This window comes from Cytobacillus sp. MT66, from assembly GCF_058792595.1.
This window is the reverse complement of sequence record NZ_JBXAFB010000004.1, coordinates 198810-224097: the sequence shown is the minus strand read 5'-3', so window position 1 is coordinate 224097 and position 25288 is coordinate 198810. Positions and strand designations below refer to the sequence as shown.

General features: G+C 41.1%; 16 protein-coding genes and 1 riboswitch. Of the genes, 7 read left to right on the top strand and 9 right to left on the bottom strand.

The window, feature by feature from the left end:
* Positions 1-18: 18 nt before the first annotated feature.
* Genes glnA through gltB form a run of 4 tightly spaced genes read right to left on the bottom strand, consistent with a single transcriptional unit; the run spans position 19 to position 8017 of the window.
* Entirely contained in the window at positions 19-1356 is a 1338-nt protein-coding gene (glnA, locus tag AC1Q59_RS09495; RefSeq protein ID WP_492365572.1) for a type I glutamate--ammonia ligase, read from the bottom strand.
* Between the two features lie 15 nt (positions 1357-1371).
* Positions 1372-2229, bottom strand: a complete 858-nt coding sequence (dapF, locus tag AC1Q59_RS09490) for a diaminopimelate epimerase (RefSeq protein WP_492365571.1) — start codon at positions 2227-2229, stop codon at positions 1372-1374.
* Between the two features lie 15 nt (positions 2230-2244).
* On the bottom strand, positions 2245-3486 hold the full coding sequence (locus AC1Q59_RS09485) for an LL-diaminopimelate aminotransferase (RefSeq protein WP_492365570.1): 1242 nt from the start codon (positions 3484-3486) through the stop codon (positions 2245-2247).
* A gap of 1 nt (position 3487) precedes the next feature.
* Positions 3488-8017 carry a glutamate synthase large subunit gene (gene gltB / locus AC1Q59_RS09480; protein WP_492365569.1) on the bottom strand — a complete coding sequence of 1510 codons (4530 nt, stop codon included), beginning with the start codon at positions 8015-8017 and terminating at the stop codon, positions 3488-3490.
* Between the two features lie 328 nt (positions 8018-8345).
* A riboswitch (PreQ1 riboswitch) is annotated at positions 8346-8390 on the top strand.
* Between the two features lie 6 nt (positions 8391-8396).
* Between gltB and AC1Q59_RS09475 the strand changes: the two genes are divergently transcribed.
* Positions 8397-8882, top strand: a complete 486-nt coding sequence (locus tag AC1Q59_RS09475) for a QueT transporter family protein (RefSeq protein ID WP_492365568.1) — start codon at positions 8397-8399, stop codon at positions 8880-8882.
* A gap of 60 nt (positions 8883-8942) precedes the next feature.
* Here AC1Q59_RS09475 and AC1Q59_RS09470 read toward each other — a convergent pair whose 3' ends face one another.
* Complete coding sequence (locus AC1Q59_RS09470; protein WP_492365567.1) at positions 8943-10307, bottom strand: aspartate kinase; 1365 nt, start codon at positions 10305-10307, stop codon at positions 8943-8945.
* Between the two features lie 403 nt (positions 10308-10710).
* Between AC1Q59_RS09470 and AC1Q59_RS09465 the strand changes: the two genes are divergently transcribed.
* Complete coding sequence (locus AC1Q59_RS09465) at positions 10711-11853, top strand: SpoIIE family protein phosphatase (protein WP_492365566.1); 1143 nt, start codon at positions 10711-10713, stop codon at positions 11851-11853.
* 23 nt (positions 11854-11876) lie between these two features.
* Here the strand turns inward: AC1Q59_RS09465 and AC1Q59_RS09460 are convergent, their stop codons facing one another.
* Genes AC1Q59_RS09460 through AC1Q59_RS09450 form a run of 3 tightly spaced genes read right to left on the bottom strand, consistent with a single transcriptional unit; the run spans position 11877 to position 18268 of the window.
* Positions 11877-12695: a CheR family methyltransferase gene (locus AC1Q59_RS09460; RefSeq protein ID WP_492365738.1), complete on the bottom strand. Its 819-nt coding sequence runs from the start codon at positions 12693-12695 to the stop codon at positions 11877-11879.
* Positions 12696-12727: 32 nt separating this feature from the next.
* Complete coding sequence (locus AC1Q59_RS09455) at positions 12728-15520, bottom strand: response regulator (RefSeq protein ID WP_492365565.1); 2793 nt, start codon at positions 15518-15520, stop codon at positions 12728-12730.
* A gap of 48 nt (positions 15521-15568) precedes the next feature.
* Positions 15569-18268 carry a GTP-binding protein gene (locus AC1Q59_RS09450; RefSeq protein ID WP_492365564.1) on the bottom strand — a complete coding sequence of 900 codons (2700 nt, stop codon included), beginning with the start codon at positions 18266-18268 and terminating at the stop codon, positions 15569-15571.
* Positions 18269-18656: 388 nt separating this feature from the next.
* On the opposite strand from AC1Q59_RS09450, the gene AC1Q59_RS09445 reads away from it, so the two are divergent.
* The 5 genes from AC1Q59_RS09445 to AC1Q59_RS09425 all read left to right on the top strand — a co-directional run bounded on the left by AC1Q59_RS09445 (position 18657) and on the right by AC1Q59_RS09425 (position 23823).
* Positions 18657-20327, top strand: coding sequence for a glutamine--tRNA ligase/YqeY domain fusion protein (locus AC1Q59_RS09445; protein WP_492365563.1), 1671 nt, complete (start codon positions 18657-18659; stop codon positions 20325-20327).
* 22 nt (positions 20328-20349) lie between these two features.
* Entirely contained in the window at positions 20350-20700 is a 351-nt protein-coding gene (locus AC1Q59_RS09440) for an ASCH domain-containing protein (RefSeq protein ID WP_492365562.1), read from the top strand.
* Positions 20701-20712: 12 nt separating this feature from the next.
* Positions 20713-21168, top strand: coding sequence for a hypothetical protein (locus AC1Q59_RS09435; protein ID WP_492365561.1), 456 nt, complete (start codon positions 20713-20715; stop codon positions 21166-21168).
* A gap of 150 nt (positions 21169-21318) precedes the next feature.
* Complete coding sequence (locus tag AC1Q59_RS09430) at positions 21319-22818, top strand: TerD family protein (RefSeq protein ID WP_492365560.1); 1500 nt, start codon at positions 21319-21321, stop codon at positions 22816-22818.
* A gap of 27 nt (positions 22819-22845) precedes the next feature.
* Positions 22846-23823, top strand: coding sequence for a D-2-hydroxyacid dehydrogenase (locus tag AC1Q59_RS09425; RefSeq protein ID WP_492365559.1), 978 nt, complete (start codon positions 22846-22848; stop codon positions 23821-23823).
* A 439-nt stretch (positions 23824-24262) separates the two neighbouring features.
* Here AC1Q59_RS09425 and AC1Q59_RS09420 read toward each other — a convergent pair whose 3' ends face one another.
* Positions 24263-25198, bottom strand: coding sequence for a DMT family transporter (locus AC1Q59_RS09420; RefSeq protein ID WP_492365558.1), 936 nt, complete (start codon positions 25196-25198; stop codon positions 24263-24265).
* Positions 25199-25288 lie beyond the last annotated feature (90 nt).

The following is a 25288-nucleotide window of genomic DNA, read 5'->3' as shown; positions in this document are numbered from 1 at the left end:
CTTTAAGAGTCTAATATTTTAATAAAGGGTCATATACTGTTCCCTTTCCCATGGATGTACTTGGGTTCTGAAGACATCCCACTCAATTTCTTTCGCCTCAACAAAGCGATTTAGGATGTGTCCTCCTAATGCTTTTGTGATGACCTCATCGGTCTTTAAGTTTTCTATGGCATGAGCTAATGTGGACGGCAGGTCGTAAATACCATTTTCAAGCCGTTCTTTTTTTGCCATTTCGTAAATATTTCGATCAATTGGCTCTGGAGGGGTTAACTTATTTTTGATTCCGTCTAAACCTGCAGCAAGCTGAACAGCCATTGCTAAATAGGGATTCGCTGACGGATCGACACTTCGCACTTCAATCCTGGTGCTTAAGCCTCTAGATGCGGGGATTCGGATAAGCGGACTTCTATTGCTGGCAGACCATGCAATATAACAGGGTGCCTCATAGCCCGGAACTAAACGTTTGTAGGAATTTACTGTTGGATTTGTTATTGCGGTAAAATTAGGGACATGTGCTAGGATTCCCGCCATAAAATATCTTGCTGTATCGCTGAGCTGCAAATCACTGTTTTGATCAAAAAAGGCATTTTCTCCGCCTTTGAACAAGGACAAGTTACAATGCATGCCTGAGCCGTTTACGCCAAATAACGGCTTAGCCATAAAGGTTGCGTGCAGTCCATGCTTGCGGGCAATGGTTTTTACAACAAGCTTAAATGTTTGAATATCATCACACGCTTTCAAAACATTTTGATATTTAAAGTCAATTTCGTGCTGTCCTGGAGCAACCTCGTGATGTGACGCTTCAATATCAAAGCCCATTTCTTCAAGTTCTAGTACAATATCCCGGCGGCAATTTTCGCCAAGATCAGTGGGGGCTAAATCAAAATACCCGCCATTATCATTTAATTCCAGAGTCGGCTGGCCGCTTTCATTCAGCTTAAAAAGGAAAAACTCTGGTTCTGGCCCAACATTAAAGTCAGTAAATCCCAGATCATTCATTTCTTTTAGCACCCTTTTTAGGTTATTGCGCGGATCTCCTTCAAACGGTGACCCATCAGGATGATGGATATCGCAAATAAGACGGGCAACCTTCCCCTTTTCAGCCGTCCAGGGGAAAATGACAAATGTATCTAAGTCAGGAAACAAATACATATCCGATTCATCGATACGGACAAATCCCTCGATGGAGGAGCCATCGAACATCATTTTATTATTCAGTGCCTTTTCCAGCTGGCTCACTGGGATTTCAACATTTTTAATAGCTCCAAAAAGGTCAGTAAATTGCAGGCGGATAAACCGTACATTATGCTCCTTTACTAATTCAAAGATACTCTCTCTCGTATAAGACTTTTTCATAATAACTCCCCCTAATCATTTTTTGTTTAAGATAAAATCCCCATTACATATATAAGCTGCTTCGCCTCTTTTCCAAACACGGTTGTTTTTATCCCATGTTACCGTCAAATCTCCCCCTGGAAGATGAACAGTGATAGGAGCATGTTTGTCAATCAGGTTATTTAACGTTGAAGCCACCACGGCAGCACATGCTCCCGACCCGCAAGCCATGGTAATTCCTGAGCCTCTTTCCCACACACGGTATTCAATTTCCCGGCGGTTTTTCACATGAACGATTCCGACATTAACCCTATCCGGAAATAAATCAGCGTGTTCAATTACTGGGCCAATTTTCTCTAAAGGCACCCCTTTAATGTCATCTGTGAACAGGATGGCGTGCGGGTTGCCCATTGAAACACAAGTCAGATGATAGCTTTCACCTCCTATCGTTAAGGCCTCATTGATGGATGTGGAACTAGGATCACCCAGCATCGGGATTTCCCCCTTTAAAAGCTTTGGCTCTCCCATATCAACGGTCACAAACCGGACCTCACGCGTCCCATTTCCCTCAACCATAACGGTTGCGTTACCTGCCAGTGTTTCAATGTCAAAGGCAGATAAATCAGTGTACATATGATCAGATAAATATTTAGCGACACAGCGTAAACCATTGCCGCAAGTTTTTCCTTCTGACCCATCCGCATTAAAGATTCTCATTTTAAAATCAGCTGACTTAGAGGGACAAATGAGAATAATCCCATCCGAACCAATCCCGAAATTTTTATCTGAGATTTGCTTAGAAAGCTCCGAGAAGTCAATGTCCTCCATCGGTTCTTCTAATAAGTTGAAGAAAATATAGTTATTGCCTAGACCTTGCATTTTTGTGAATTGCATCTTATTCATCTCCATTTAAAAAATAAAGTCTGTTCTGCTGAGTCTAGCTTTCACCTCCTCCATAATCTGCTTTTCCTCTTCGATCCCATCAGCCTCAAAGGTAACGGAAAATCGGACATAGCGTCCTGTCTCATCCCATGGCACAGTAGATATCAAATGTTCCAGGATTAAGAATTGGCTGAATTCCTCTGCTGAGGTAAAGCCTGGGCCGTCTTTGACACCAATTGGGGCCTTTGTATATAAGAAGAAAGATCCTTTCGGTTTTACTGCATCAAAGCCGCATTCCGATAATGTCTGTGCCAGCATTTCATGCCGTCTTGCATACTTTTCTGCTGTCTGTTGAGTTATTTCTGGGTGAGACAGGGCAAATGCCGCGGCCTTTTGAATAGCCATAAACTGCCCTGAATCATTGTTGTCTTTAACTGTTGCAAACGCCTTGACCAGCTTTTCATTCCCTGCAATAAATCCAATCCTCCATCCAGTCATATTGAAGGATTTTGACAGAGAATGAAGCTCTATGCCAACCTCCTTTGCTCCCGGAATTGATAGAAAGCTAAGAGGCTTTTCGCCATCAAAAACTAAAGCAGCATAAGCAGCATCATGAACGACTAATAATCTATTTTTCTTCGCAAACCTGACTGTCTTCTCGAAGAACTCTCTGTTTGCAACAGCCCCAGTGGGGTTATTTGGATAATTTAAATAGAGCAGTTTGGCTTTTCCAAGAACTTCAGCACTCAATGAATCAAGGTCTGGCAGAAAGCCATTTTCCTCTAAAAGTGGCAAATCAATAATTTCTCCGCCAAAATACTTCGTATGTGTAGCCAAAACTGGATAACAAGGAGCTGGCATCAAGGTGACATCTCCAGGGTTAATAAAAGCGGCCGGCAGCATAGCCAAAGCTGTTTTCGACCCAATCACATGATTGATTTCTGTTTCCGGATTAAGACCGCTTACCCCGAATACCTCTTTCATATATGACGCCGCAGCATGGTTAAATTCAGCTATCCCATTGTCAGCATAAAAGCGATTTTCCTTTTTTCTAGCTTCTTCTGCCAGCTTTTCTACAACGCTCCTTGCCGCCATTTCATCCGGTTCCCCTACTCCAAGGTCAATTAATCTTACATTCGGGTTCTTTTTTACTGCCGCCCTCTTTGCCCTTTTAATCTTTTCGAATTTATAAATTGCTTCTTTTAATCCAAACTCAGCCCCGCCAATCCGATCTGCAAACAGCTGTTGGATATAATCATTTTCTGCCATATTAACTAGATCCTTTCGTTAAAGAGTTTCCTAGACTTTGCTGCAAAATTCGCTGATATTCTTTCGGTATCACTTTGACCCATTTAGACAAGTTCTCATTCCAATGATTAAGGATATAGGCTGCACGGGTACTTTCTGTATAATCATAGTGATTTTGAATGAGCTCACTAATCTTTGAAATATCCCCCTCTTCAATGATTGGTTCGATTTCAATCAGCTCATGATTGCAATGCTTATAAAATTGCTTTAGGTCATCTGCAAATACATAAGCAACGCCGCCTGACATTCCTGCAGCAAAATTTCTGCCGACCGAACCAAGTACAACCACACATCCTCCAGTCATATACTCGCATCCATGGTCCCCTACTCCTTCAACAACAGCTTGGATTCCGCTGTTTCTTACACAGAAGCGTTCACCGGCAAGACCGCGAATATAAGCTTCACCCGAGGTTGCACCATAAAATGCCACATTGCCTATAATCGTATTTTCTTCAGGAATAAATATTGACTTTTTCGATGGAGAAACAATTACCTTGCCTCCAGATAGACCTTTCCCAACATAATCATTTGCGTCGCCCTCAAGGGTGAGTGTTACCCCTTTTGGCAAGAAAGAACCAAAACTTTGCCCCGCTGAACCATTAAATTGAAGATGAATGGTATCCTTGGGGAGCCCCTGACCGCCATATCTTTTTGAAATTTCACTGCCTAAGATGGTCCCCACTGTCCGATGAGTATTTTGAATGGAAAAGCTTGCGGTTACCTTTTGTCCGCTGTCAAGTGCCGGCATGCAAACCTCTAATAATTCTTTTCTATCAAAAGAGTTCTCAAGCCTATGTTCCTGCACCTTCCGATTGTACAAGCCTGTATTTTCGGAAATAGTAGGCTTATAAAGTATCTTTGATAAATCGAGGTATTTTGCTTTCCAGTGTGACTCCGCTTTTTCGCTGACTGTGAGCAAATCCGCCCGTCCTACCATCTCATTAATTGTTCTAAAACCTAACTGGGCCATGATTTCACGTACATCCTGGGCAATGAACCGCATGAACGTCTCAACATGCTCGGGCTTTCCCATGAACTTTTTCCGAAGCTCAGGATCCTGTGTGGCTATGCCAACCGGACATGTGTTGAGGTGACATTGCCGAACGAGAACACATCCCAATACAACTAAGGCAGCTGTTGCAAAACCATATTCTTCTGCCCCCAATAATGTCGCCATAACAATATCCCTGCCGGTCATCATCTTTCCATCGGCTTCGAGTACGACCCGGTCACGCAATCCATTCAATACGAGTGTCTGCTGGGTTTCCGCTAAGCCAATCTCCCATGGAATCCCGGCATGCTTGATGCTTGACCTTGGCGCTGCCCCGGTTCCACCGTCATAACCGCTGATTAAAATAACGTCAGCTAACCCTTTGGCAACACCTGCCGCGATTGTTCCCACACCTGCTTTTGAAACAAGCTTTACGCTAATTCGTGCTTTCGAATTGGCATTTTTCAGATCGTAAATCAGCTGGGCCAGATCCTCAATGGAATAAATATCATGGTGTGGCGGCGGGGAAATTAAACCAACGCCTGGCGTTGACCCGCGAACTTCCGCAATCCATGGGTAAACCTTATGCCCCGGAAGCTGACCGCCTTCACCCGGCTTCGCTCCTTGAGCCATTTTGATTTGAATTTCATCCGCACTCACTAAATAATGACTGGTTACTCCAAATCTTCCTGAAGCGACCTGCTTGATTTTGCTGCGCTTTGAATCGCCATTGGCATCTGGGACAAAACGATCCGGGTGTTCTCCGCCTTCTCCGCTGTTGCTCTTCCCTCCGAGACGATTCATAGCTATCGCTAATGTCTCATGGGCTTCCTGGCTTAAAGAACCATAGGACATCGCCCCTGTTTTAAATCGCCGAACAATGGAATCAACAGATTCAACTTTATCGATAGGAATACTCGGATTATCAGATGTCTTTTTAAAGGCAAATAAGTCACGGATAAATATAGGCTGATTCTCATTTGCTTTTTCTGTGTATTTTTTAAATAGCTCATAATCATTTGTTTGGCAGGCGATTTTCAGCAACCGGTTTATTTCTGGATTAAAGGCATGGGCTTCGCCGCTTTTCCGATATTGGAATTCACTTCCTGGTGTAAGCGGCACCTCTTTTGCAGCAAAAGCTACCCGGTGTCGCATTAGTGTTTCTTCTGCAATGGTATCAAGCTTGATACCGCCAATAGCAGACACAGTTCCCGAAAAATATTTGTCAATGACTGTTTGATCAATGCCTATGGCTTCAAAAATTTGTGCTCCCTTATAGCTTTGAATTGTGGAAATCCCCATTTTAGAGAGAATCTTGACAATTCCATCTGAAGCTGCCTTCACATAGTTTTTAACGGCAGCCATTGAGTCCAGCTCTACTCCAAGTTCCCCATTTTCAGCCATCTCTTCAATGCTTGCTAATGCAAGATAAGGATTAATTGCATCAGCTCCATATCCTACAAGCATGGATAACTGATGAACATCACGAGCCTCACCGGTTTCAACAATAATACTTGCTTTTGTCCGTATCCCTTTACTAATTAAATAATGATGGAGACCGCTGAGCGCAAGCATTGCTGGAATGGCAGCCAAATCCTTGTTTATGCCCTTATCAGATAAGATGATTAAAGGTACGCCGCTGGCAATAGCTTTTTCCACATTTTTAAATAGCTGCTCTAATGCCCTTTCTAAAGCATTTTCCCTATTATCTGCTGGAAAAAGTATTGGAAATGTCTTTGCTTTAAATGGTTCGGTATTATATTCGCGAATCTTTGCCAATTCCTGATTGGAGATAATCGGGGTATCCAATTTTAACCTTCTGCAGCTTTGTGCCTTTGCTTCAAGAAGGTTTTCCTCATTCCCAAGAAAAGTTAAGGATGAGGTGACAAACTGTTCACGGATAGCATCAATAGGCGGATTTGTTACTTGTGCAAATAACTGTTTAAAATAGCTATATAAAAGCTGTGAATGGTTAGAAAGGACAGCTAATGGCGAATCATATCCCATTGAATGAATGGGCTCCTTTCCATCAGCAGCCATGGCTCCAATTACTTTCTTTAATTCTTCTACCGTATAGCCAAATGCTTGCTGATATTGGGATATAGGCAGACCATCATTCCCTTGTGCAGGCTGATGACTCTGTAATTGGTTAATATGAACAGTGTTTTCATCTAGCCATTCGCGATATGGATGTTCATGCGATAATTTGCTTTTCACTTCTTCATCTGGTATCATTCGCCCTTCTTTCAGATCAACAAGGAGCATTTTTCCTGGGCTTAATCTTCCCTTTTCTAAAATCCGATCCGGTTCAATATCAATGACACCTGCTTCAGAAGCAAATATAATCGTTCCATCAACAGTGACATAATAGCGTGCTGGGCGAAGACCATTGCGGTCCTGCATCGCACCAATCTGCAGACCATCTGTAAAGACAAAAGCTGCAGGTCCATCCCACGGCTCCATTAATTGACTGTTAAATTCATAAAAGGCTTTTAATGAATCATCCATGGAGTCATCTTTTTCCCATGCCTCCGGGACCATCATCAGCGCTGCCTGTGCAAGCGACCGCCCTGAACGGGTTAGGAACTCCAGGCAATTATCAAATGCAGATGAATCACTCCCATTTGCATCGATAATTGGCATAAGGCTTTTTAGTTTTTTACCAAAAACAGATGATTCCATCCTATGTTCCCGAGCGCGCAGCCAATTTATATTGCCGTTCACTGTATTAATCTCACCATTATGAATCAGCATGCGGTTTGGGTGGGCCCTTTCCCAGCTTGGAAATGTATTAGTACTGTAACGGGAATGAACAAGCGCAAATGATGATTGAAAAGCCTCATCCTGCAGATCTAGGTAAAATTCCTGTAATTGCTGCGGAGTAAGCATTCCCTTATATACGATTGTTCTTGCAGATAGACTTGAAACATAAAAGTTCTCATCCCTAGCAAGCTTTTTTTCTTTAATTCTCTTCTCGGCTAATTTCCGAATCAAATACAGCTTCCTTTCAAAGGACTCCTCATCTCTTATTTCCTTGCTTCTGCCTATAAATACTTGCCGGATAAAGGGCTGGCTTTCCTTTGCATTTTTCCCAATACAATTATTATTTACAGGAACGTTCCGCCATGTTAAAACCTCTTGGCCTTCTTCATGAATAATGTGATTTACCGCCTCTTCACATTCCTGTCTTGCCTTACAGTTTTGCGGCAAGAATAGCATTCCAACCCCGTAGCTCCCCTGTTCCTTAGCTTTCATCTCCTTACAAGCTTTTTGAAAAAATATGTGCGGAAGCTGCGTCAGAATTCCCGCTCCGTCACCCGTATCCGAATCACCAGACTGTGCTCCCCGGTGATCTAATCGGCAAAGCATCGAAATCCCCTGCTTTACTGTTTGGTTTGAAGCACCTTGATTTAAATCAGCAATAAATCCAATTCCACAGGCATCATGTTCAAATGCTGGATCGTAGAGTCCCTGTTTATTCGGTATTTTATTTCGCTGCATTCTTACACCCTTTCTCTCCGCTCCTGCGGAATAATTTTTTAATCAATCCCAATAGTCAAAATTTTTAGGGCGAAATTTGAAAGTTCTTATGGATTTTATTGTATTCGTTCGTATCCAATCTGAACAATATCGATTTTTCATAAAACCAATCTATTTTTGATATCAATAATTTTGTAACCGTTCACATTTTTGAATAATTCATCTTAAAAAAGTGATTTCATAACTGGGATGGACATTTTTAAAGAGGTAAAAGAACCATTACTGTCCTTGTATTATTTTCCCAAACCCAACTGCTGCTATTTCTGGTATAATAGATAAGCTTTTAATTCAAGCCGTGGTTCGAAAACATCCCACGATAAAAAACTAAGGAGAGAGGTTTATGAATATAAGGACTTTAGCGGGGAACGGCATACTTGCTGCGCTATATATCGCTGTTTCCATGCTCATTCAGCCGTTTGGGTTTACACAGATCCAGTTTCGTGTATCGGAAATGTTTAATCATCTTGTTGTTTTTAACAAAAAATATATTTTTGGTATGATATTAGGCGTATTCTTAACGAATTTATTTTTTTCACCGATGGTCGCCTATGATCTTATCTTCGGCGTCGGGCAATCACTTCTTTCGCTGTTAATTACCATTCTGTGCTGCAGATTTATTAAAAACCTTTGGCTGCGAATGGCTGTGAACACACTTGTGTTTACTTTTACGATGTTTTTGATCGCCTTTGAGCTCAAGCTGGCCTTTGGTTTACCATTTATGTTTTCATGGCTTACTACCGCCATTGGCGAATTTGTTGTCATGGCTGTTGGAATGCCTGTTATGTATGCATTAAATAAACGAGTGAAGTTTGAAAAATTAATATAAAAAAAATCTGATGCATCAAAAGTATGCATCAGATTTTTTGGTTATCGCATAATTACTATTTTATTGAACGGTTACTTTTGCAAAAAACTCATTATAGAGCGCTTGAACAGCCTTTTTCTCATCTACTTCTTTCACGCCAAACATCATGCTGACTTCGGATGATCCCTGGTTAATCATTTCAATATTAACGTGGGAATCGGCTAATGCCTTCGAAGCTCTGGCGGTTGTACCAATGTTATGGCGCATGCCTTCTCCAACCACCATGATTAATGCAAGACTATGCTCGATCACCACATGATCTGGATCCAGCTCGTTTTGTATGCGGGCAATAATCTCCTCTTCCACACCTTGACCAAACTGATCTTCTTTTAAAATAATAGAAAGGTCGTCAATACCTGAAGGAATATGCTCGTACGAAAGTCCATAGTCTTCCAAGATGGCTAGAAGCTTTCTGCCATAACCAATTTCCCTGTTCATCAAGTATTTGCTTACATAAATACTGCAAAAACCTTCGTCGCTGGCAATTCCAACAACCGGCCCATTTGTATTATCACGCTGATTAACAATTCTAGTACCCTGGGCAGAGGGGTTGTTCGTATTCTTAATATGTACCGGAATCCCCGCACGAAACGCTGGCACAAGTGCTTCATCATGCAAAACTGTAAACCCGGCGTAGGAAAGCTCACGCATTTCCCGATACGTTAATTCCTTAATTTCCTTAGGCTTTTCAACAATAAATGGATTAACTGTATAAACTGCATCTACATCAGTAAAATTTTCATATAAATCGGCTTTCACTCCATTAGCTAGAATGGAACCTGTAACATCTGACCCGCTTCGAGAGAAAGTGTATACTTCACCATCCCGGCTATAGCCAAAGAATCCCGGGAAAACAATGATTCCTGATTTTTCACGCAAAGAAAATAGCTGTTCATACGATTCAGGCAGCACCTGTGCATTGCCTGGTTCAGGAGTAACAATAAGACCGGCATCCTTAGGATTTACATACTGGGCTTCCACCCCCATCTTCCTAAAGAAGGCCGCTACTAATTTTGCATTATTGTCTTCCCCGCTAGCCTTAATTAAATCCATAAATCTGTCAGGATTACTTTTATCTGATGCAAATCTTTCTTGCAAATCCTGCTTGATTTCATCAATAATCTCATTTGGAATATCTAATTCTTCAGCAATTAATGCATACCGTTCCAGTACTGCATTTATCTTATCTTGAGGATTTTTATTCTTTAAAGCAAGCTCAGCACCTTCAATTAATAAGTCTGTTACTTTTTCATCATTTGAAAATCTTTTTCCTGGCGCGGATACGACAACAACCCTTCTCCCAGGATCAGATACAACAATCTGGAAGACCTTTTCGAGTTGCTTACCAGATGCTAAAGAAGATCCGCCAAACTTAACGACTTTCATCCTGACACTCCTAACTGTTAGATAACCAGCCTATTAGCTAGCTGTACTCATGCTAAATACTCGGCTTCCCCTAACTCCAAAATTTTTAAAATTATTTAACTTTGCCTAAATATATCCTCATTTTACTCCTATTCTGAAAATAATCAAGAGTTTTTCCCTCAGGTATAGACAGTTGTTCACCCATAAAAGACAAAATAGACCAAAAGGCCCGTTATAAGCACCCTTCATATGAACCAGATTTCCTTACCTATTTAGAATATGCTTATTCCTAACAACTTTGCCTAATTTTAAAATATAATAAAAGTATGTATGCCTTGATTTAACATCTGCAGATTAAAAAATTCGGATTAAATTAGCCATTGCATATTAGATTTAGCAGCTAGTTTAGGAAAGGGGGCTAATCATGGGAATTATCATTGTAGACGACAACCCGACAAACATCTTTGTCATTGAAAATATACTTAAACGCGCCGGTTATAAGGAATTTATTTCCTTCACCTCCGCAATAGATTTATTTACATATTTTGATAACAAGCCTCCGATGCAAATCGGCAGGCAAACAGATATTATACTTATGGATATCATGATGCCGGGGATGGATGGCATCGAAGCCTGCAGGCAGCTTCAGGAATTCCCCCATTTAAGGGACATTCCTGTTATATTTGTGACGGCATTAGAGGATACAAATAAAGTGGTTGAAGCACTCGATGCCGGAGGAATGGATTATGTAACAAAGCCAATTAACAAAACGGAGCTTTTAGCTCGTATTCGGGTAGCCCTAAGGCTAAAATATGAAAAGGATTGGCATATAGAGCAGGATGAGAAGATCCGGACTGAACTAGAACTCTCCATGCAGGTCCAAACAAGTCTATTAAGCGAGCCGGTCTATCAAAACAATGTCATATTAAAAGCTTCCTATTTGCCCGCTTATAAGCTTGCCGGCGATATGTATTATTGGCATAAAATTGATAACCACCGCTTTGCGGCTATCCAGCTTGACATGATGGGCCATGGCATATCAGCTTCATTAGTCTGTATGTTTATTTCATCCATTTTAAGAGATACAATCAGTCATTGCCCTGATCCGGAATATGTCATTAAAGAATTGAACCGATGGATGGATTCACTGAATTCAAGAAATAAGAAAATTCCTTATTACTTTACAGCAATTTATTTAGTCCTTGATACAAAGAATAAAACTTTGGAATATATTAATGCCGGCCACCCCAGCGGCTATGCCCTGCTAAATGGCAAAGAGCTGATAGAAATGCCAAGCAATACATGTGCTATCGGTTTTTTTGAAGACATTCGCATGGAAAAAACTATCATTCCGTATGACGACTCCATCCAGCTGCTCCTTTGCACAGACGGGGTTGCTGAGGCAGTCGAAAAAACTGACCAAAATGTCTCCCAATTCCTTAAGGAAAAAGCAGCACTATTTTGGGAGGACGCCAGGAATAAACAGCCCATTGATTACCTTCTAACCAAACAGCAGCAGATTAATGCTGATGATGACATGTGCATTGTCCTCATTCAGGCCAAATAAAAAAAAGGAAGCAAAGCGCCTATCTAGACGTTATGCTTCCTTTTTCTGTACCATTTTTCTATAAGGTTGAAGTCGTTAAAAATACCTTGTTCCGTTCTAATGGTTTCCTTGCTTCCAAGCCCGAGGAATCCCCCAGGCGTGAGGCTTTCATTGAATAATTGAATAACCCGTTTTTGGAGGTCGACATTAAAATAAATAAGCACATTCCGGCAAACAATCATATGAAATTCATTAAAGGAGCGATCTGTGACTAAATTATGCTGAGCAAAAATAACATTATCAAGCAAGTCCTCATTTAAATAGGCCGCTTCACAGTCAGCGGTATAATATTCAGAAAAGGAGCTTTTCCCGCCTGCCAGCAGGTAATTCTTTGTGTACAGCTGCATTTTTTGCAAGGGAAGCTGCCCCTTTTCCGCCTTTTTTAGGACTAGTTCATTCATATCTGTCGCATAAATTTTTATCCGGTTGCCAAGCCCCTCCTCATTCATCAGAATAGCCATGGAATATACCTCTTCCCCAGTGGAGCAGCCTGCATGCCAAATTCTGATTTCCGGCAGTTCCCTTAATAAAGGAATAATATCCTCCCTTATCGTTTTAAAAAAAGTTGGGTCACGAAACATTTCCGTTACATTGATAGAAAAGTCACTAAGCATCTTTTTTAGATATTCCTCATCATGAATGACTTTTTCCGTCAAGGCTGTGATGCTTGGAAGACGCTCCTGGTTCAAACGGTTTTGTACCCGCCTCATAATGGAGGATTTCATATACTGCCGGAAATCATAGCCAGAAACACGAAAAATAGCTAACAATAAAAGTTCGAGCTCGATATCTTCCTTATTTATTTTTAACACCCTTCATCAATCCCAATAAAAAGTTATGAAAGCCATACACGCATAACAGACAATAACTGATCTAGCTTCAATGGCTTACTGATATAATCGGAAGCTCCAGAAACTAAACATTTCTTCCGATCATAATTCATCGCTTTTGCGGTTAAAGCTATTATAGGTATTTCCTTGTATTGTTCAGTTGCACGGATTCGTTCCATCGTTTCATACCCGTCCATGACAGGCATCATGATATCCATTAATACGATGTCAATTTCTTCGTCCTTCCCCATCACTTCAAGACAGTCCATGCCATTTTCTGCAGTCAGCACCTTCATGCCTTCTTTTTCTAAGGCATTTTTTGTAGCATAAATATTCCGGTGATCATCATCTACTACAAGAACTTTTTTATTATAAAGAACTGAAAACGGATTCTTCTGCTCTTGTTCATCACCTTTATCACCTGATGCGGACTCCTCCTTAAGGGGCCTTAGATCTAATTCAACTGCAGAAGCTGCTTCATTGTTCAGCTTTTCTTTGGCCTTTTCCGGCACCCCTTCAGGGAGGCTTGGTATCAATAAGGTAAAGGAGCTTCCCAATCCTTCCTTGCTTTCTACTTTACATACCCCTCCGAGAAGAGCGGCAAACTCTTTTGTTATGGAAAGTCCGAGTCCTGTTCCTCCATATTTCCGCATTGTCGCACCATCTACCTGCTGAAACGCCTGGAAGATTTCCTCGTATTTATCGGGCGGAATGCCAATGCCTGTATCGGAGACAACCACTTTTAGCCATGCATCAGAGATCCCCGCTTGAGGCAGTTGGGCAAGATCCTCTTCTCCCGCCCTATTGAACCTGAGTGATACAGAACCCTTTTCTGTAAATTTAAAAGCATTTGACAGCAGATTTTTGATCATTTGCTTCAACCGCTGTTCATCTGTAAAAATGACTTCAGGCGTATTTTCATCAGCTGTAACTGTGAAATTAAGCTCTTTCTGTTTGGCGATAGGAATAAAGTTTCGATCAATGAGACTTGCAAACTCAGAAATAACAACCTTCTCAAAAATAATTTCAAGCTTACCAACTTCGACCTTTGATAGATCTAGAATATCATTGATCAAATTGAGCAAATCTTGCCCTGAAGAGTGAATCATCTTTGTAAATTCGATTTGTTCCTCGCTTAGACCATGATTCGGATCATCTGACAGCATCTCCGAAAGCAACAAGATACTATTCAGTGGTGTCCGAAGCTCATGAGACATATTTGCAAGAAATTCTGTCTTATATTTTGAGCTTTGGATCAGCTCTTTGGCCTTTTCCTCGAGAGCCTCCTTCGCTGCTTTAAGCTCTTCTGACTTTAGCTCAGCATCATTTGTTCTTTCTTCCAGCTGTTCATTAATCATGCGGAGCTCTTCAGCTTGTGTCTGCAATTCTTCTGATTGGGATTGCAATTCTTCTGATTGAGTCTGCAGCTCTTCTGACTGCATCTGGAGTTCCTCAGTTTTAGCTTGTGATTCCTCTAATAAATGGGCGATTTCCATTCTTCCTAATATATTTGTAACAGCAATGCCCAGTGTATCTAAGACCTCTTCCAAAAGCTTAGTCTGTACAGGGGTAAATGGTTCCAGACTGGCTAATTCTATTACTGCACTTACATCGTCTTTCATCAACACAGGCGCCATCAGTATGCTCTTTGGTTTGATATGGCCAAGTCCTGTTGAGATCACATGATATTCTTCTGGAACATCATTCAGAATAAAAATCTTCTTATCTTTGGCACATTGGCCGACAAGTCCCTCGCCAAGTTCGAAGATATCTCTTCCCGCCTCTCCTGTCTCATTAGCATAAGAGGCAGTCTTTTTAAAAATAGTTCTTCCTTCAAATTGTTCTTTCAAATAAAAGACACCCAAGCTTGCCTTCGTCACATAGGCAAGCTTATAAATAAAGTCTTTAGCAAGCCCATCAATTTCTACATGCTGGCTGTATAAATGAACAATATCTGCTGAATGTGACTGAATCCAATTCTGCTCTGAAATCTCAGCCATATATTCTGTCTCTTTTTCAACATAAGTTTCAATGGACGCAGCCATGGAATTAAAGGCTTTGGCAATATTGCCAAACTCATCCTCCGTCTTCACATCCAGCCTTGGCAGATCTAAAAGATTGTTTCCGTAATCAATTTTCTTTAATCCGTTTGTAATGGAGTAGATGCTTCTGCTTGTATCACGGATCAGCCACAGTGTCACACTCACAATTAATAATAGCGCAATGCAGACCGCCGCAATGAGCAGGATCACCAAATTGGCATGTGTATCCGTTGCCCTTTGCAGAGATTCATCCATCAATGATTCCTGATGTTTGATGAATTCTTCTAAATAAATTAATAATTGATCACGATTCGGCCTTTCCGCATCGTACAGAGGCCTTAATTCTTCTTTATCGCTAGTGGAAAGTTTGCTGAGAAATTCCCGCTCCATTTTATTATAGGAGGCGTAAGAATTCTCCACCTGTCTTAATAGCTGTCTCCCTTTGTCTGTAGTGACCGTTTTTTCCAGTTCAAGAAAACTTAGCTGTATCTGTTCTTCGTTTCCCTTAAGCGATTGTGTAATATATTCAGGCTGAACTTCCTCATTTATAATTAATATTCTAAGCAGCTGGCGGTCTGTTACATCAAAAATCCGTCTTATTTCAGAAGCCTGATTTACTTTATAGTAACGGTCCTTTACGAATTCAATCATATTAGCTTTCATAATCCCAGACATATATAAAATAACGCTCATGAGCAGAAGCATAAAGAACACAGTCAGCCCAAGTCCAAGGAATTGCTTCCTCTTAAAAGTCACCCAATCGCCCCCCTTCTTCTTTTTCTCGCAGATTTTAGCTTTGCAGCATCAGACATATTGAATATCTGTCTTTTGATTCGTCATCCATTCCTGCTGACGGAGCCTGATTTGGAAAAGGGTAAGCGGGTCACGGTAATTTTCTGGATTGGTTCTAATTTCCTTCAATGCATTCTCGTTTTGCTCAATTTCTTTTTCTGATTCCTTTACAGCTTCTACCAGGGCCTCCAGCGGCTGGCTAAAGAACATGCTTATATCTCTGTCTATGGCTCTTTCGAATAATTCGAATGGTCTAAAGACTTGTTCAGCCACCACTTCAGCTACCCCGCTATAATCCTCATTTTCTATAAACTGTTTATATTTTTTATAAAGCATCGTTTGATTTTGCCTCATTCCCCCTAAGAGTTTCCCTGCACTTTTTAATAAAAATTGTGCTGGAGAAAAATGAAGAAGAATATTTATCTTATCAATTTCTATTCCTCCTCTTGTCATCCGATCGACATCCCTCCGCCAATCATCAAGCACCCTAAAATCACAGGCAAGGACTAATCTCTCCCTTTTATATAGTTCGTTGAATCCTGCACCCAGTTCATCTAAGAAGCGCTGACTTTCATCAAATTCCTTCTCTGCCTCCATCATCCAGTGATGAATACCGTTTTGAATTCTTGGGGACACAGATTCTTGCAGGTGATTTTGAATCCGTCTGTTCATTTCTTCATTGAGTTTGGCATCAAGGCTGCTAAAGTCGCTGTTCTCTGTAATCAAATCAGAACAGCCCTTAAGGACAGCAGGAATCTCTTCAATAAGCTGTTCCTTAATATCTTCCTTCACCTGGTTAAACGCCTTTTTAATCATTCTTGATTTCGTCTCATCCATATCGCGCATCTGATTAACAGCACCATTTAATTTAGTGGAGATTTCCTCATTCCATTTAATCGTATCTATATAGCCATTCTCTAGTTCAACACGTCTCTCCAGCAGATACTTAATTGTCTTTCTAATGTAATGATGTACCTTTGTCATGCGTGTTTCATTGAGATTCCGTTTATGAATAACCTTACCAAGCAGTTCAGTAAGCTCTGTTTCTTCCCCGGAAAAACTAAACAGCCCTGTGTTTGGAAAATGCCTATGAATCTTTAATTTGATTTGGTCCATCATTTCCTGATTGGTTCCGCTGCTTTGGATAAGAAAGCTAATTGGAAGCTCTGGAGCCTGCTCGCTAATTTTTTTGGCCATCTCTAATTCCTCTTCAGAAAAGGACTTTTCTGGGTGAAGAACAAATAACATGCTGTCAGCAAGCTGCAAGTATTGAAATACATCATTTCTAAATTTGTTTAAATCGACCATTCCTGGTGTTTCAATGAGAACAAAGCTGTTTTTTCGCAATAACGGCGCATTTCTCTTATATAAAACCAGTGTTTGTTTATTACTTTGGATATCAGCCATTTCAGGAATCTGTCTGATAGCTTCCTCCGTAATTTCTGTAAGCTCTGTCTCATCTTGATCCTTAAACATTACGGATGCTGCAATCGAATCCTCAAGCACCTTTTCACCAAGCAGGGCGTTAATAAATTCAGATTTCCTTGTTCCTGCCGCACCGGCAACTAATAAATAGGGTGTATGTACCTCAAGAAGCTCTTTGACCATCCATTCAAATCTTTGTCCGATCTCGATCCCGTTCTTTTTTGTCCACGCAATAATCGACTCAAAAAGCTTATATCCTTCGTCTAGCCCATCAAATGGGAAAACTGGCTGCTTCAATTGCTGCTCCGCATGATGGATAGCCGATTCTTCAATGCTTGCCGGGAAAACCTCACACCAGGCTAAAATCGAAGAGGATGCGGCCAATTTTAACTTCGAATCAGCAATTTTCATCCAGTTCACTAAATGATTAGGTATTAAATGTGAAATATCCCGGATTAAATATTTGCCGCTGATTAATTCTAAATAAGCATCCTGATATACGGCAGACAGCTTCTTCCATTCATGCGCACTGCCGCCTTCCATTTGCAAAAGGATATGGTTAATTTCTTTTATCCAGGCAAAATATAAATCACTTGATTTATAACTGCCCCATAGAGAGACCGTTAGACTTTCAAACTTGGCCATGTCCCGTTTAAATAGGGCAGCCAATGCTTCATTAAAATAATTGGGTTCAAATTTCTTTACCTTCCCTTGTTCAACATAGGACTGAAGAGCATCAAACCACAGCAAATCCTTTGTGCGGACACCTTCGGCAACTGCAAGCTCAACGGCGTTCTTCCAATCCTGATACTCTTCGAAAAACACCTTAGCTTTTTCCGTAACATCCTCATAATCCGGGTTAAGCGAGATCGCCTCCTTAATTACATCAACGGCAGAATCCAGCTTGCCAAGGGAAACATACAATGAAAACAATTTAAGAAGGACTTCTATTTTCAGCACAGCTGAATCTGTTTGAATAGATTGATAGATCTCCTCTGCTGTTGTCAAAATCCCTAGCTCATAATAGGCGTCTGCCGTATTTTTCTTTGCCCACGGGGCAAGCTCATTGGTTAAATTCTCCCATTTAAAGATGGCTGTTTCAAAGTCACGTGCATGGAAATAAACCTCTCCCTGAGCAAAACGGATATAGGATAAGTCCGGAATCTCCTTTTGCTGTTCAGCCATGTACAGATCCCCAAGAATATTGATCGGGTGGGTACTCCGATCCCCTTCAATAAGCAATTCATGATACGTTTTATTTATTAATTCATTTTCTTTTTTCATCATGCTTCCTCCGCTGAATATTTTTTCACCGAAATGGCAATAAAAGAACTACCTTAAATGACCATTACTTATTCTTAAATTCTAATATATACTCCTATCCTTGTATTCTATCAAAATATTCTCTATAACAAGTGTTTCATTTTTAATACATTATTTGTATTCCTATTCCGTCTGTTTCATTATGGTAAAATTGCATTAAGACTTTTATTCTATAAATACCAATAAATGTACCCAAATAAACCATTCGGAGGATAAATAATTTTTATGCTCCTAAAAGGTAAAAAAAGGATTGCCATAAACCCTTTTTCGCTGTTAATTGAGTTAATTGATTTACATGGGTATTACAAGTAAAATAAGAAATAACTACATATTAAGAAAGGCTGATTCCGTTTTGGAACAAAATTCATCAAATTTTATTAAAAGTATCATGATTGACGATTTGGAGTCAGGAAAGCATAAAAAAATTATTACACGCTTTCCTCCAGAGCCGAACGGGTATCTTCATATCGGACATGCCAAATCCATTGTTATCAACTTTGGATTAGCAGACGAATTTAATGGAAAGACACATTTACGCTTTGACGACACAAATCCATTAAAGGAAGACCAGGAGTACGTTGATTCCATTAAAGAAGATGTGAAGTGGCTTGGCTATGAATGGGATGAACTTAGATATGCTTCAGATTATTTTGAAGAAATGTATAACCGTGCCGTTCTGCTTATTAAAAATGGTAAAGCCTATGTCGATGACTTGTCACAAGAACAAATCCGCGAATATCGCGGCACACTAACAGAGCCAGGGAAGGAAAGTCCTTACAGAAATCGTTCCATTGAAGAGAACCTCGACCTGTTTGAACGGATGCGGAGCGGAGAATTTGAAAACGGCAGCAAGGTGCTGCGCGCAAAAATCGATATGGCTTCTCCAAACCTTAACCTGAGGGATCCTGTTATTTACCGAATTGCTCATGCGTCGCATCATAACACAGGTGACAAATGGTGCATTTACCCAATGTATGCCTTTGCTCACCCGCTTGAAGATGCGATCGAACATGTAACACATTCCCTTTGTACAACTGAATTTGAGGACCAGCGTCCATTATACAATTGGGTTGTAGAAGAATGTGAAATGGAAAGCAAACCGCAGCAAATCGAGTTTGGCCGATTAAATATCACCAATACGGTCATGAGCAAGCGCAAATTAAAGCAGCTGGTAGAAGAAGGCTTCGTTGATGGCTGGGATGATCCGCGCATGCCGACAATTTCTGGATTAAGAAGAAAAGGATTTACACCTGGAGCCATCAGGGAATTTGTTAAGGCTACTGGTGTCTCCAAGGGATCTGGAGCAGTCGATGAAGCCATGCTTGAGCATTTTGTCAGAGAAGACTTGAAGCTTACTGCCCCTCGGACAATGGGCGTGCTAAATCCGCTTAAGGTAGTTATTACAAACTATCCGGAAGATCAGGTGGAAATGCTTGATGCGGAAATTAACCCTGAGAATCCGGAAATGGGTACAAGACAAATTCCTTTTTCAAGAGAAATCTATATTGAACAAGAAGACTTTATGGAAGACCCGCCGAAAAAGTATTTCCGTCTGTTCCCCGGTAATGAGGTTCGCTTAAAGCATGCTTACTTTATTAAATGCAATGAAGTCATTAAAGATGAACAGGGGAATGTCGTTGAGATTCATTGCACCTATGACCCTGAAACAAAGAGCGGAACTGGCTTTACAGGAAGAAAGGTAAAAGGAACCATTCACTGGGTAGAGGCAAAAAGCGCTATTCCTGCTGATTTCCGCTTATACGAACCACTAATTCTTGATGAAGAATTAGAAGCAAATGCTAAAGAAGAAGGTTCAGAGGAAAAAACCTTCCTTGACTATGTCAATGCCCATTCACTTGAAATTGTTCAAGGTTTCATTGAATCAAATATGAAGGATGTCAAACCGCAGGATAAGTTCCAATTTTTCCGTCATGGCTACTTCAATGTCGATCCAAAGTATTCGACAGCAGAAAAACCAGTCTTCAACAGAATCGTATCGCTGAAGAGCTCGTTTAAATTATAATTGGTAAAAAGGAGACTTAAGAATGGATACTCAACATAATAATCAAGAATTGCCAGAAAAGACTTGCTCGATCGAACGCCTTGTTACCCTCCCAGAGGACGTAGAAAAGGTAATCGCAGGAAAGAAAACAGCTACACGCCGAAACGGACGCTATGCGGATGTCGGCGAAATCATGGATCTCAATGGCCATAAATTTGTCGTTGAAAAGGTCTATTCCCAATCTCTTGGAGAATTAACAGATGAAGATGCCAAGCGAGAAGGATATGCATCCCTTGAGGAATACAAAAACTCCATTTTGTCCCTTCATCCTGGCATGCCATGGGTGCCTAAAATGAGAGTATGGGTACATGAGTTCCGCCCTGTTACGGAATAAGACCCGTTCTTTATGGACTTATTGTACCGATTTATCCTTTATCTTCATGTAGGCAGTGCTGTTTTATCGATCGGGCCATTTGTCATTTTAATTCTTATCGTTAAAAAGCTGCATTCCGCTAAGTATGATGTGCAGAATGCCTACCTGGAGATTATTCATTTTTCAGTCCGGCTTGTGAAACATGCCGGACACGTTCTTGTTGCGAGCGGTGCCCTGCTGATTTTGATGGGACACTGGAGATGGAATACACCCTTTATTATCGCTACATTAGCTGTCATGTTCGGTTCTGTCTTTTTTCTGGCACGTGCCTTTACACCTACAATAAAAAAGTTCCACCTTCCAGGGCAAAACCAGACAGAGCTGATCAAAAAACTTTCTGCAGCAACCTGGCTTTATCTTATACTTCTATTACTAATGCTTTGGTTTATGGTTGCTAAGCCCCCGCTATGGCAGGGACTCACCTTCTAACAAGCCAGCTCCAATGAAAGAGCTGGCTTGTTTTCATTTTTTAAGATAAGAGTTCGTTATTCCTTTCAAGTGAATTATTTTCCCATGTGCTTTATAATAGTAATTAAAGAATGTTTTTTAGAATTTTCAAAAACGATTGGAGTGTATATTGTGGGTGTAACTTTACGAAAAGGCCAAAAGGTTGATTTAACAAAATCCCATCCAGGTCTTCAGACCGTTGTTGTTGGATTAGGCTGGGATGTCAGCCAGGGCCAATCAAATTATGACCTAGATGCTTCAGCCTTTTTAACTGGCCCTTCCGGAAAAGTACAAAGTGACCTTGATTTTATTTTTTATAATAATCCTTCAGGAGCAAACGGCTCTGTCATTTACAGCGGAGATAACCGTACAGGCTCAGGAGATGCAGATGATGAGCAAATCAAAATTGAACTAACTAAGGTGCCGTCTTCCATTCACCGGATTGCTTTCAGCATTACCATCCATGATGCAGATAGAAAAGGCCAAAACTTTGGACATATTTCAAATGCCTATGTACGAATTTTTAATGCGATGACAAATGAAGAATTGATTCGATTCGATCTTGGCCGTGACTTTACAGTGGAAACAGCCATTGTTGCTGCTGAGCTTTACCGCCATAATGGCGAGTGGAAATTTAATGCCATAGCAAGCGGATTCCAAGGTGGCCTTGCTGCACTTTGCCGTAACTTTGGTGTCAATATTGACGACGAACCGCAGCCGCAGATTTCTCATCAGCCAAGCCAGCCCTACGGCGGATCTCAGGCAGCATTTGGCAGTCAGCCTTCTTATGGACATGCCCAGCAGCCTGGAGCCTCTGCTTACCAGCAGCCAAGCTATAGCCAAACACAGCCGCAAAGTCCAGCCCCTAGCCAAGGCGGATTTGGCCAAAACGGATCCTATACTTCCTACCAGCAGCCATCTTTTGGGCAGCCGGTACAGCAAACAAGCTTTAATCAGCCGTCCTTTGGACAGCCACAGTCTGCTTCCCCATCCTATGGAAATGGAGAAATTTCTTGTACACGCTGCGGATCACCAAATGTACGCACAGGCGAAAAGGGGTTTGGGCTTGGCAAGGCAGCCATCGGCGGACTAATTTTAGGCCCCGTTGGCTTACTAGGCGGATTCATCGGGAAAAACCAGCTGAAATTCACATGTAATAGCTGCGGAAATTCCTGGTCACCTAATCAGACCGATTATGCCCAATGGGCGAATGACCAAAAAAGAAAAGCTCAAGAATTATTTACGCGCTACAAAAGCCAGGATGTGCTGGATGCAATTGTTGCAGGCTGTGCCCTTGTCTCTTTGGCTGACGGAAGACTTGACCCGTCCGAGCGTCAAAAAATGATGGAATTTGTGAATCAGAGCGACGAATTAAGAGTATTTGATACGAACAAGGTTATTCAGCAATTTAATCTTTTTGTAAGCAAAATTGAACGTGATTCCATTCTTGGACGTGCGGAAGCCTTCAAAGCGTTAGGCCGTGTTAGAACTAAGCCTGAAGTTGCCCGGCTGATTGCCCGGTACTGTATTGCTATCGGCTATGCTGATGGACATTTTGATCCATCTGAAAAGCAAACCATTTCAGAAATTTGCTTTGAGCTAGGCTTAAATCCAAATGAATTTTTATCATAACGATTGAAGGCATGAGAGGGAGACAAAATGAGCAGCAGAAAGATTATTATTACCCAAGACCTGGACCAAGTCTTAATTGATTTAGTAAATGAAAATGCACCCGGGTGCGAATTGATCATCGGCAAGAATAGGGAAATATGGGGAGATCATGTGAAAGATGCTGAGATTATTGCGGGCTGGAAGGGGAAAATCGCGAAAGACCTGCTTTCAGGAAATGGATTTCCCTCTGATACCAAGCTTCGCTGGGTTCAGTCATGGACGGCAGGGATTAACAGCCTGCCTTTAAAAGAGTTAAAAGAAAGCGGTATTCTTTTAACAACAGCAAATGGCGTGCACTCCTTCCCTATTTCAGAAACAATCTTTGCATTCATGCTTGGGCTGACACGGAAAATCCCGGCATATATAAGAAATCAGCAATCTAAAACATGGAATCATTCGGGATTAAAACATGAGATACATGGAAAAACTATTGGCATTTTCGGGGTTGGCTCTATTGGAAAAGAAACAGCCAAACTTTCCAAGGCCTTTGGCATGAAGGTTTTAGGTTTTCGCCGATCAGGGAAACCAGAAGAATATGTCGATCAAATGTATACACTACAGGAAATGAACGAAGTATTGCCTGAATGTGATTATGTCGTTGTCACATTGCCGCTGACACCGGAAACCCATCAGCTTTTTGGAGCCAAACAATTTACGCTAATGAAGCCCTCTGCCTTCTTTATTAATATTGGCCGCGGTGACATTGCTGTTGAAAGTGAATTGGTTGAAGCACTTCAAAGCAAAACCATTGCCGGTGCAGGTTTGGACGTCTTTGAACAGGAGCCGCTTAGCGAGAACAGCCCATTATGGGACCTTGATAATGTCATCATTACTCCTCACACCTCAGGCTCCACCGAATACTATGACAAACGTGTCATTGAGGATATCTTTATCCCAAATCTGCGGAGCTACTTGAAGGGAGAAACATTGCCTATTAATCTGGTAGATTATGATAAGGGTTATTAATTAAATGGAACGAGGCTCGGATTCGAGCCTCTTTTCTTATTGTAATGGAGGGATGGCTACTGTGAACGAGGCTTCACGCACTGATATGAACTGGTAAGGGGGAAATTGCTTGCTTACTGTCCGAAGTTACCCTTGCTTCGGACTGCTCCAGCTAGTTTTCTTGCCTCTCTGTCCGAAGTTACACCTTCTTCGGACTGCTCCAGCTAGTTTTCTTGCTTCTCTGTCTGAAGTTGCACCTTCTTCGGAATACCCAGGCTAGTTTTCGATTACTTCTCTGTCCGAAGTTGCACCTTCTTTGGAATGCTCCAGCTAGTTTTCTCGCTTCTCTGTCCGAAGTTGCACCTTCTTCAGAATACCCAGGCTAGTTTTCTTGCTTCTCTGTCCGAAGTTGCACCTTTTTCAGAATGCTCCAGCTGATTTCTTACATCTTTGTCTGAAGTTAAAAATGATGTGTATGCCCATACTTTCTTTCCCGGCGTCTTCTATGAATCAATTCTTCAATGGCTCCTGATCCAAGCAGAACCCCCGAGATAATTAGTATTAATCCAGCAAGATGATAAATCTTAATCACCTCACTAAGTAAAAGAGCAGAGCCGACCAAGGCGAAAAAAGGATTTAAATTTAAAAAGATTGATGACTCAGCAGGACCGATTTTTTTAATAGCAGAATTATAGACCATATGACCTAGAGCTGTAGAGATAATTGCCGAGCAAAGAAAAGCTGCCCAGATGGACATTGGTGCATGAAAAATTCCGTTAAGACCGGCAGGCTCTTCCCATATGCCAATGACAAACAATAGAAGGCTTCCGATCACAAGCATGTATCCTGTCAATAGACGTGGATCCAATGTTTTTGAAGCCTTGCTGATCACGATGAAGCTGATCGCCTGTGACAGGATGGATATAAAGATATATAAGTCCCCGAACGATAAGCCCGAAACCCCTCCGTCATTGGAAAGAACAATAAACATTACGCCTGCGCTTCCTAGCAAGAATCCCAGCACTTGGATGATTGTCGGCATTTTTCTAAGAATAATACTAGACAGAATAGCTGTTAATATGGGTCCCGTCCCTAAAATTAATCCTCCATTTGTTCCAGATGTAGATGTTAGGCCGACAGATAAAAAATAGTGATGGCCAGCAACACTCGTAATGCTGCCTAATAAAATATACTTCCATTCTTTTATACTAGGCTTTCTAATTTTCTTCATCGCCGCCAAAATAATAAAAACAGTTATTCCGGCTGTAAAAATACGCAAATAGGTAATAGTAATGGGGGGAAAATGCTGAACAAGGACCTTGATGATTGGAACGTTAAACCCCCAGGAAAGCATAACACCTATTAGAAGCAAATAGGTTTGAATATTTTTCAACACAAATCCTTCTTTCCCAAAGTACAAATTAATTAAAACCTATTGTAACACCTTTAAGAATGTATGTATCTACCAAATTATTTAGAATATTAA

What these genes read in the sequence shown, in the direction of transcription:
- glnA (WP_492365572.1), bottom strand. Translation starts at nt 1,356, where the DNA reads ATGAAAAAGTCTTATACGAGAGAGAGTATCTTTGAATTAGTAAAGGAG.
- dapF (WP_492365571.1), bottom strand. Translation starts at nt 2,229, where the DNA reads ATGCAATTCACAAAAATGCAAGGTCTAGGCAATAACTATATTTTCTTC.
- AC1Q59_RS09485 (WP_492365570.1), bottom strand. Translation starts at nt 3,486, where the DNA reads ATGGCAGAAAATGATTATATCCAACAGCTGTTTGCAGATCGGATTGGC.
- gltB (WP_492365569.1), bottom strand. Translation starts at nt 8,017, where the DNA reads ATGCAGCGAAATAAAATACCGAATAAACAGGGACTCTACGATCCAGCA.
- AC1Q59_RS09475 (WP_492365568.1), top strand. Translation starts at nt 8,397, where the DNA reads ATGAATATAAGGACTTTAGCGGGGAACGGCATACTTGCTGCGCTATAT.
- AC1Q59_RS09470 (WP_492365567.1), bottom strand. Translation starts at nt 10,307, where the DNA reads ATGAAAGTCGTTAAGTTTGGCGGATCTTCTTTAGCATCTGGTAAGCAA.
- AC1Q59_RS09465 (WP_492365566.1), top strand. Translation starts at nt 10,711, where the DNA reads ATGGGAATTATCATTGTAGACGACAACCCGACAAACATCTTTGTCATT.
- AC1Q59_RS09450 (WP_492365564.1), bottom strand. Translation starts at nt 18,268, where the DNA reads ATGATGAAAAAAGAAAATGAATTAATAAATAAAACGTATCATGAATTG.
- AC1Q59_RS09440 (WP_492365562.1), top strand. Translation starts at nt 20,350, where the DNA reads ATGGATACTCAACATAATAATCAAGAATTGCCAGAAAAGACTTGCTCG.
- AC1Q59_RS09435 (WP_492365561.1), top strand. Translation starts at nt 20,713, where the DNA reads ATGGACTTATTGTACCGATTTATCCTTTATCTTCATGTAGGCAGTGCT.
- AC1Q59_RS09425 (WP_492365559.1), top strand. Translation starts at nt 22,846, where the DNA reads ATGAGCAGCAGAAAGATTATTATTACCCAAGACCTGGACCAAGTCTTA.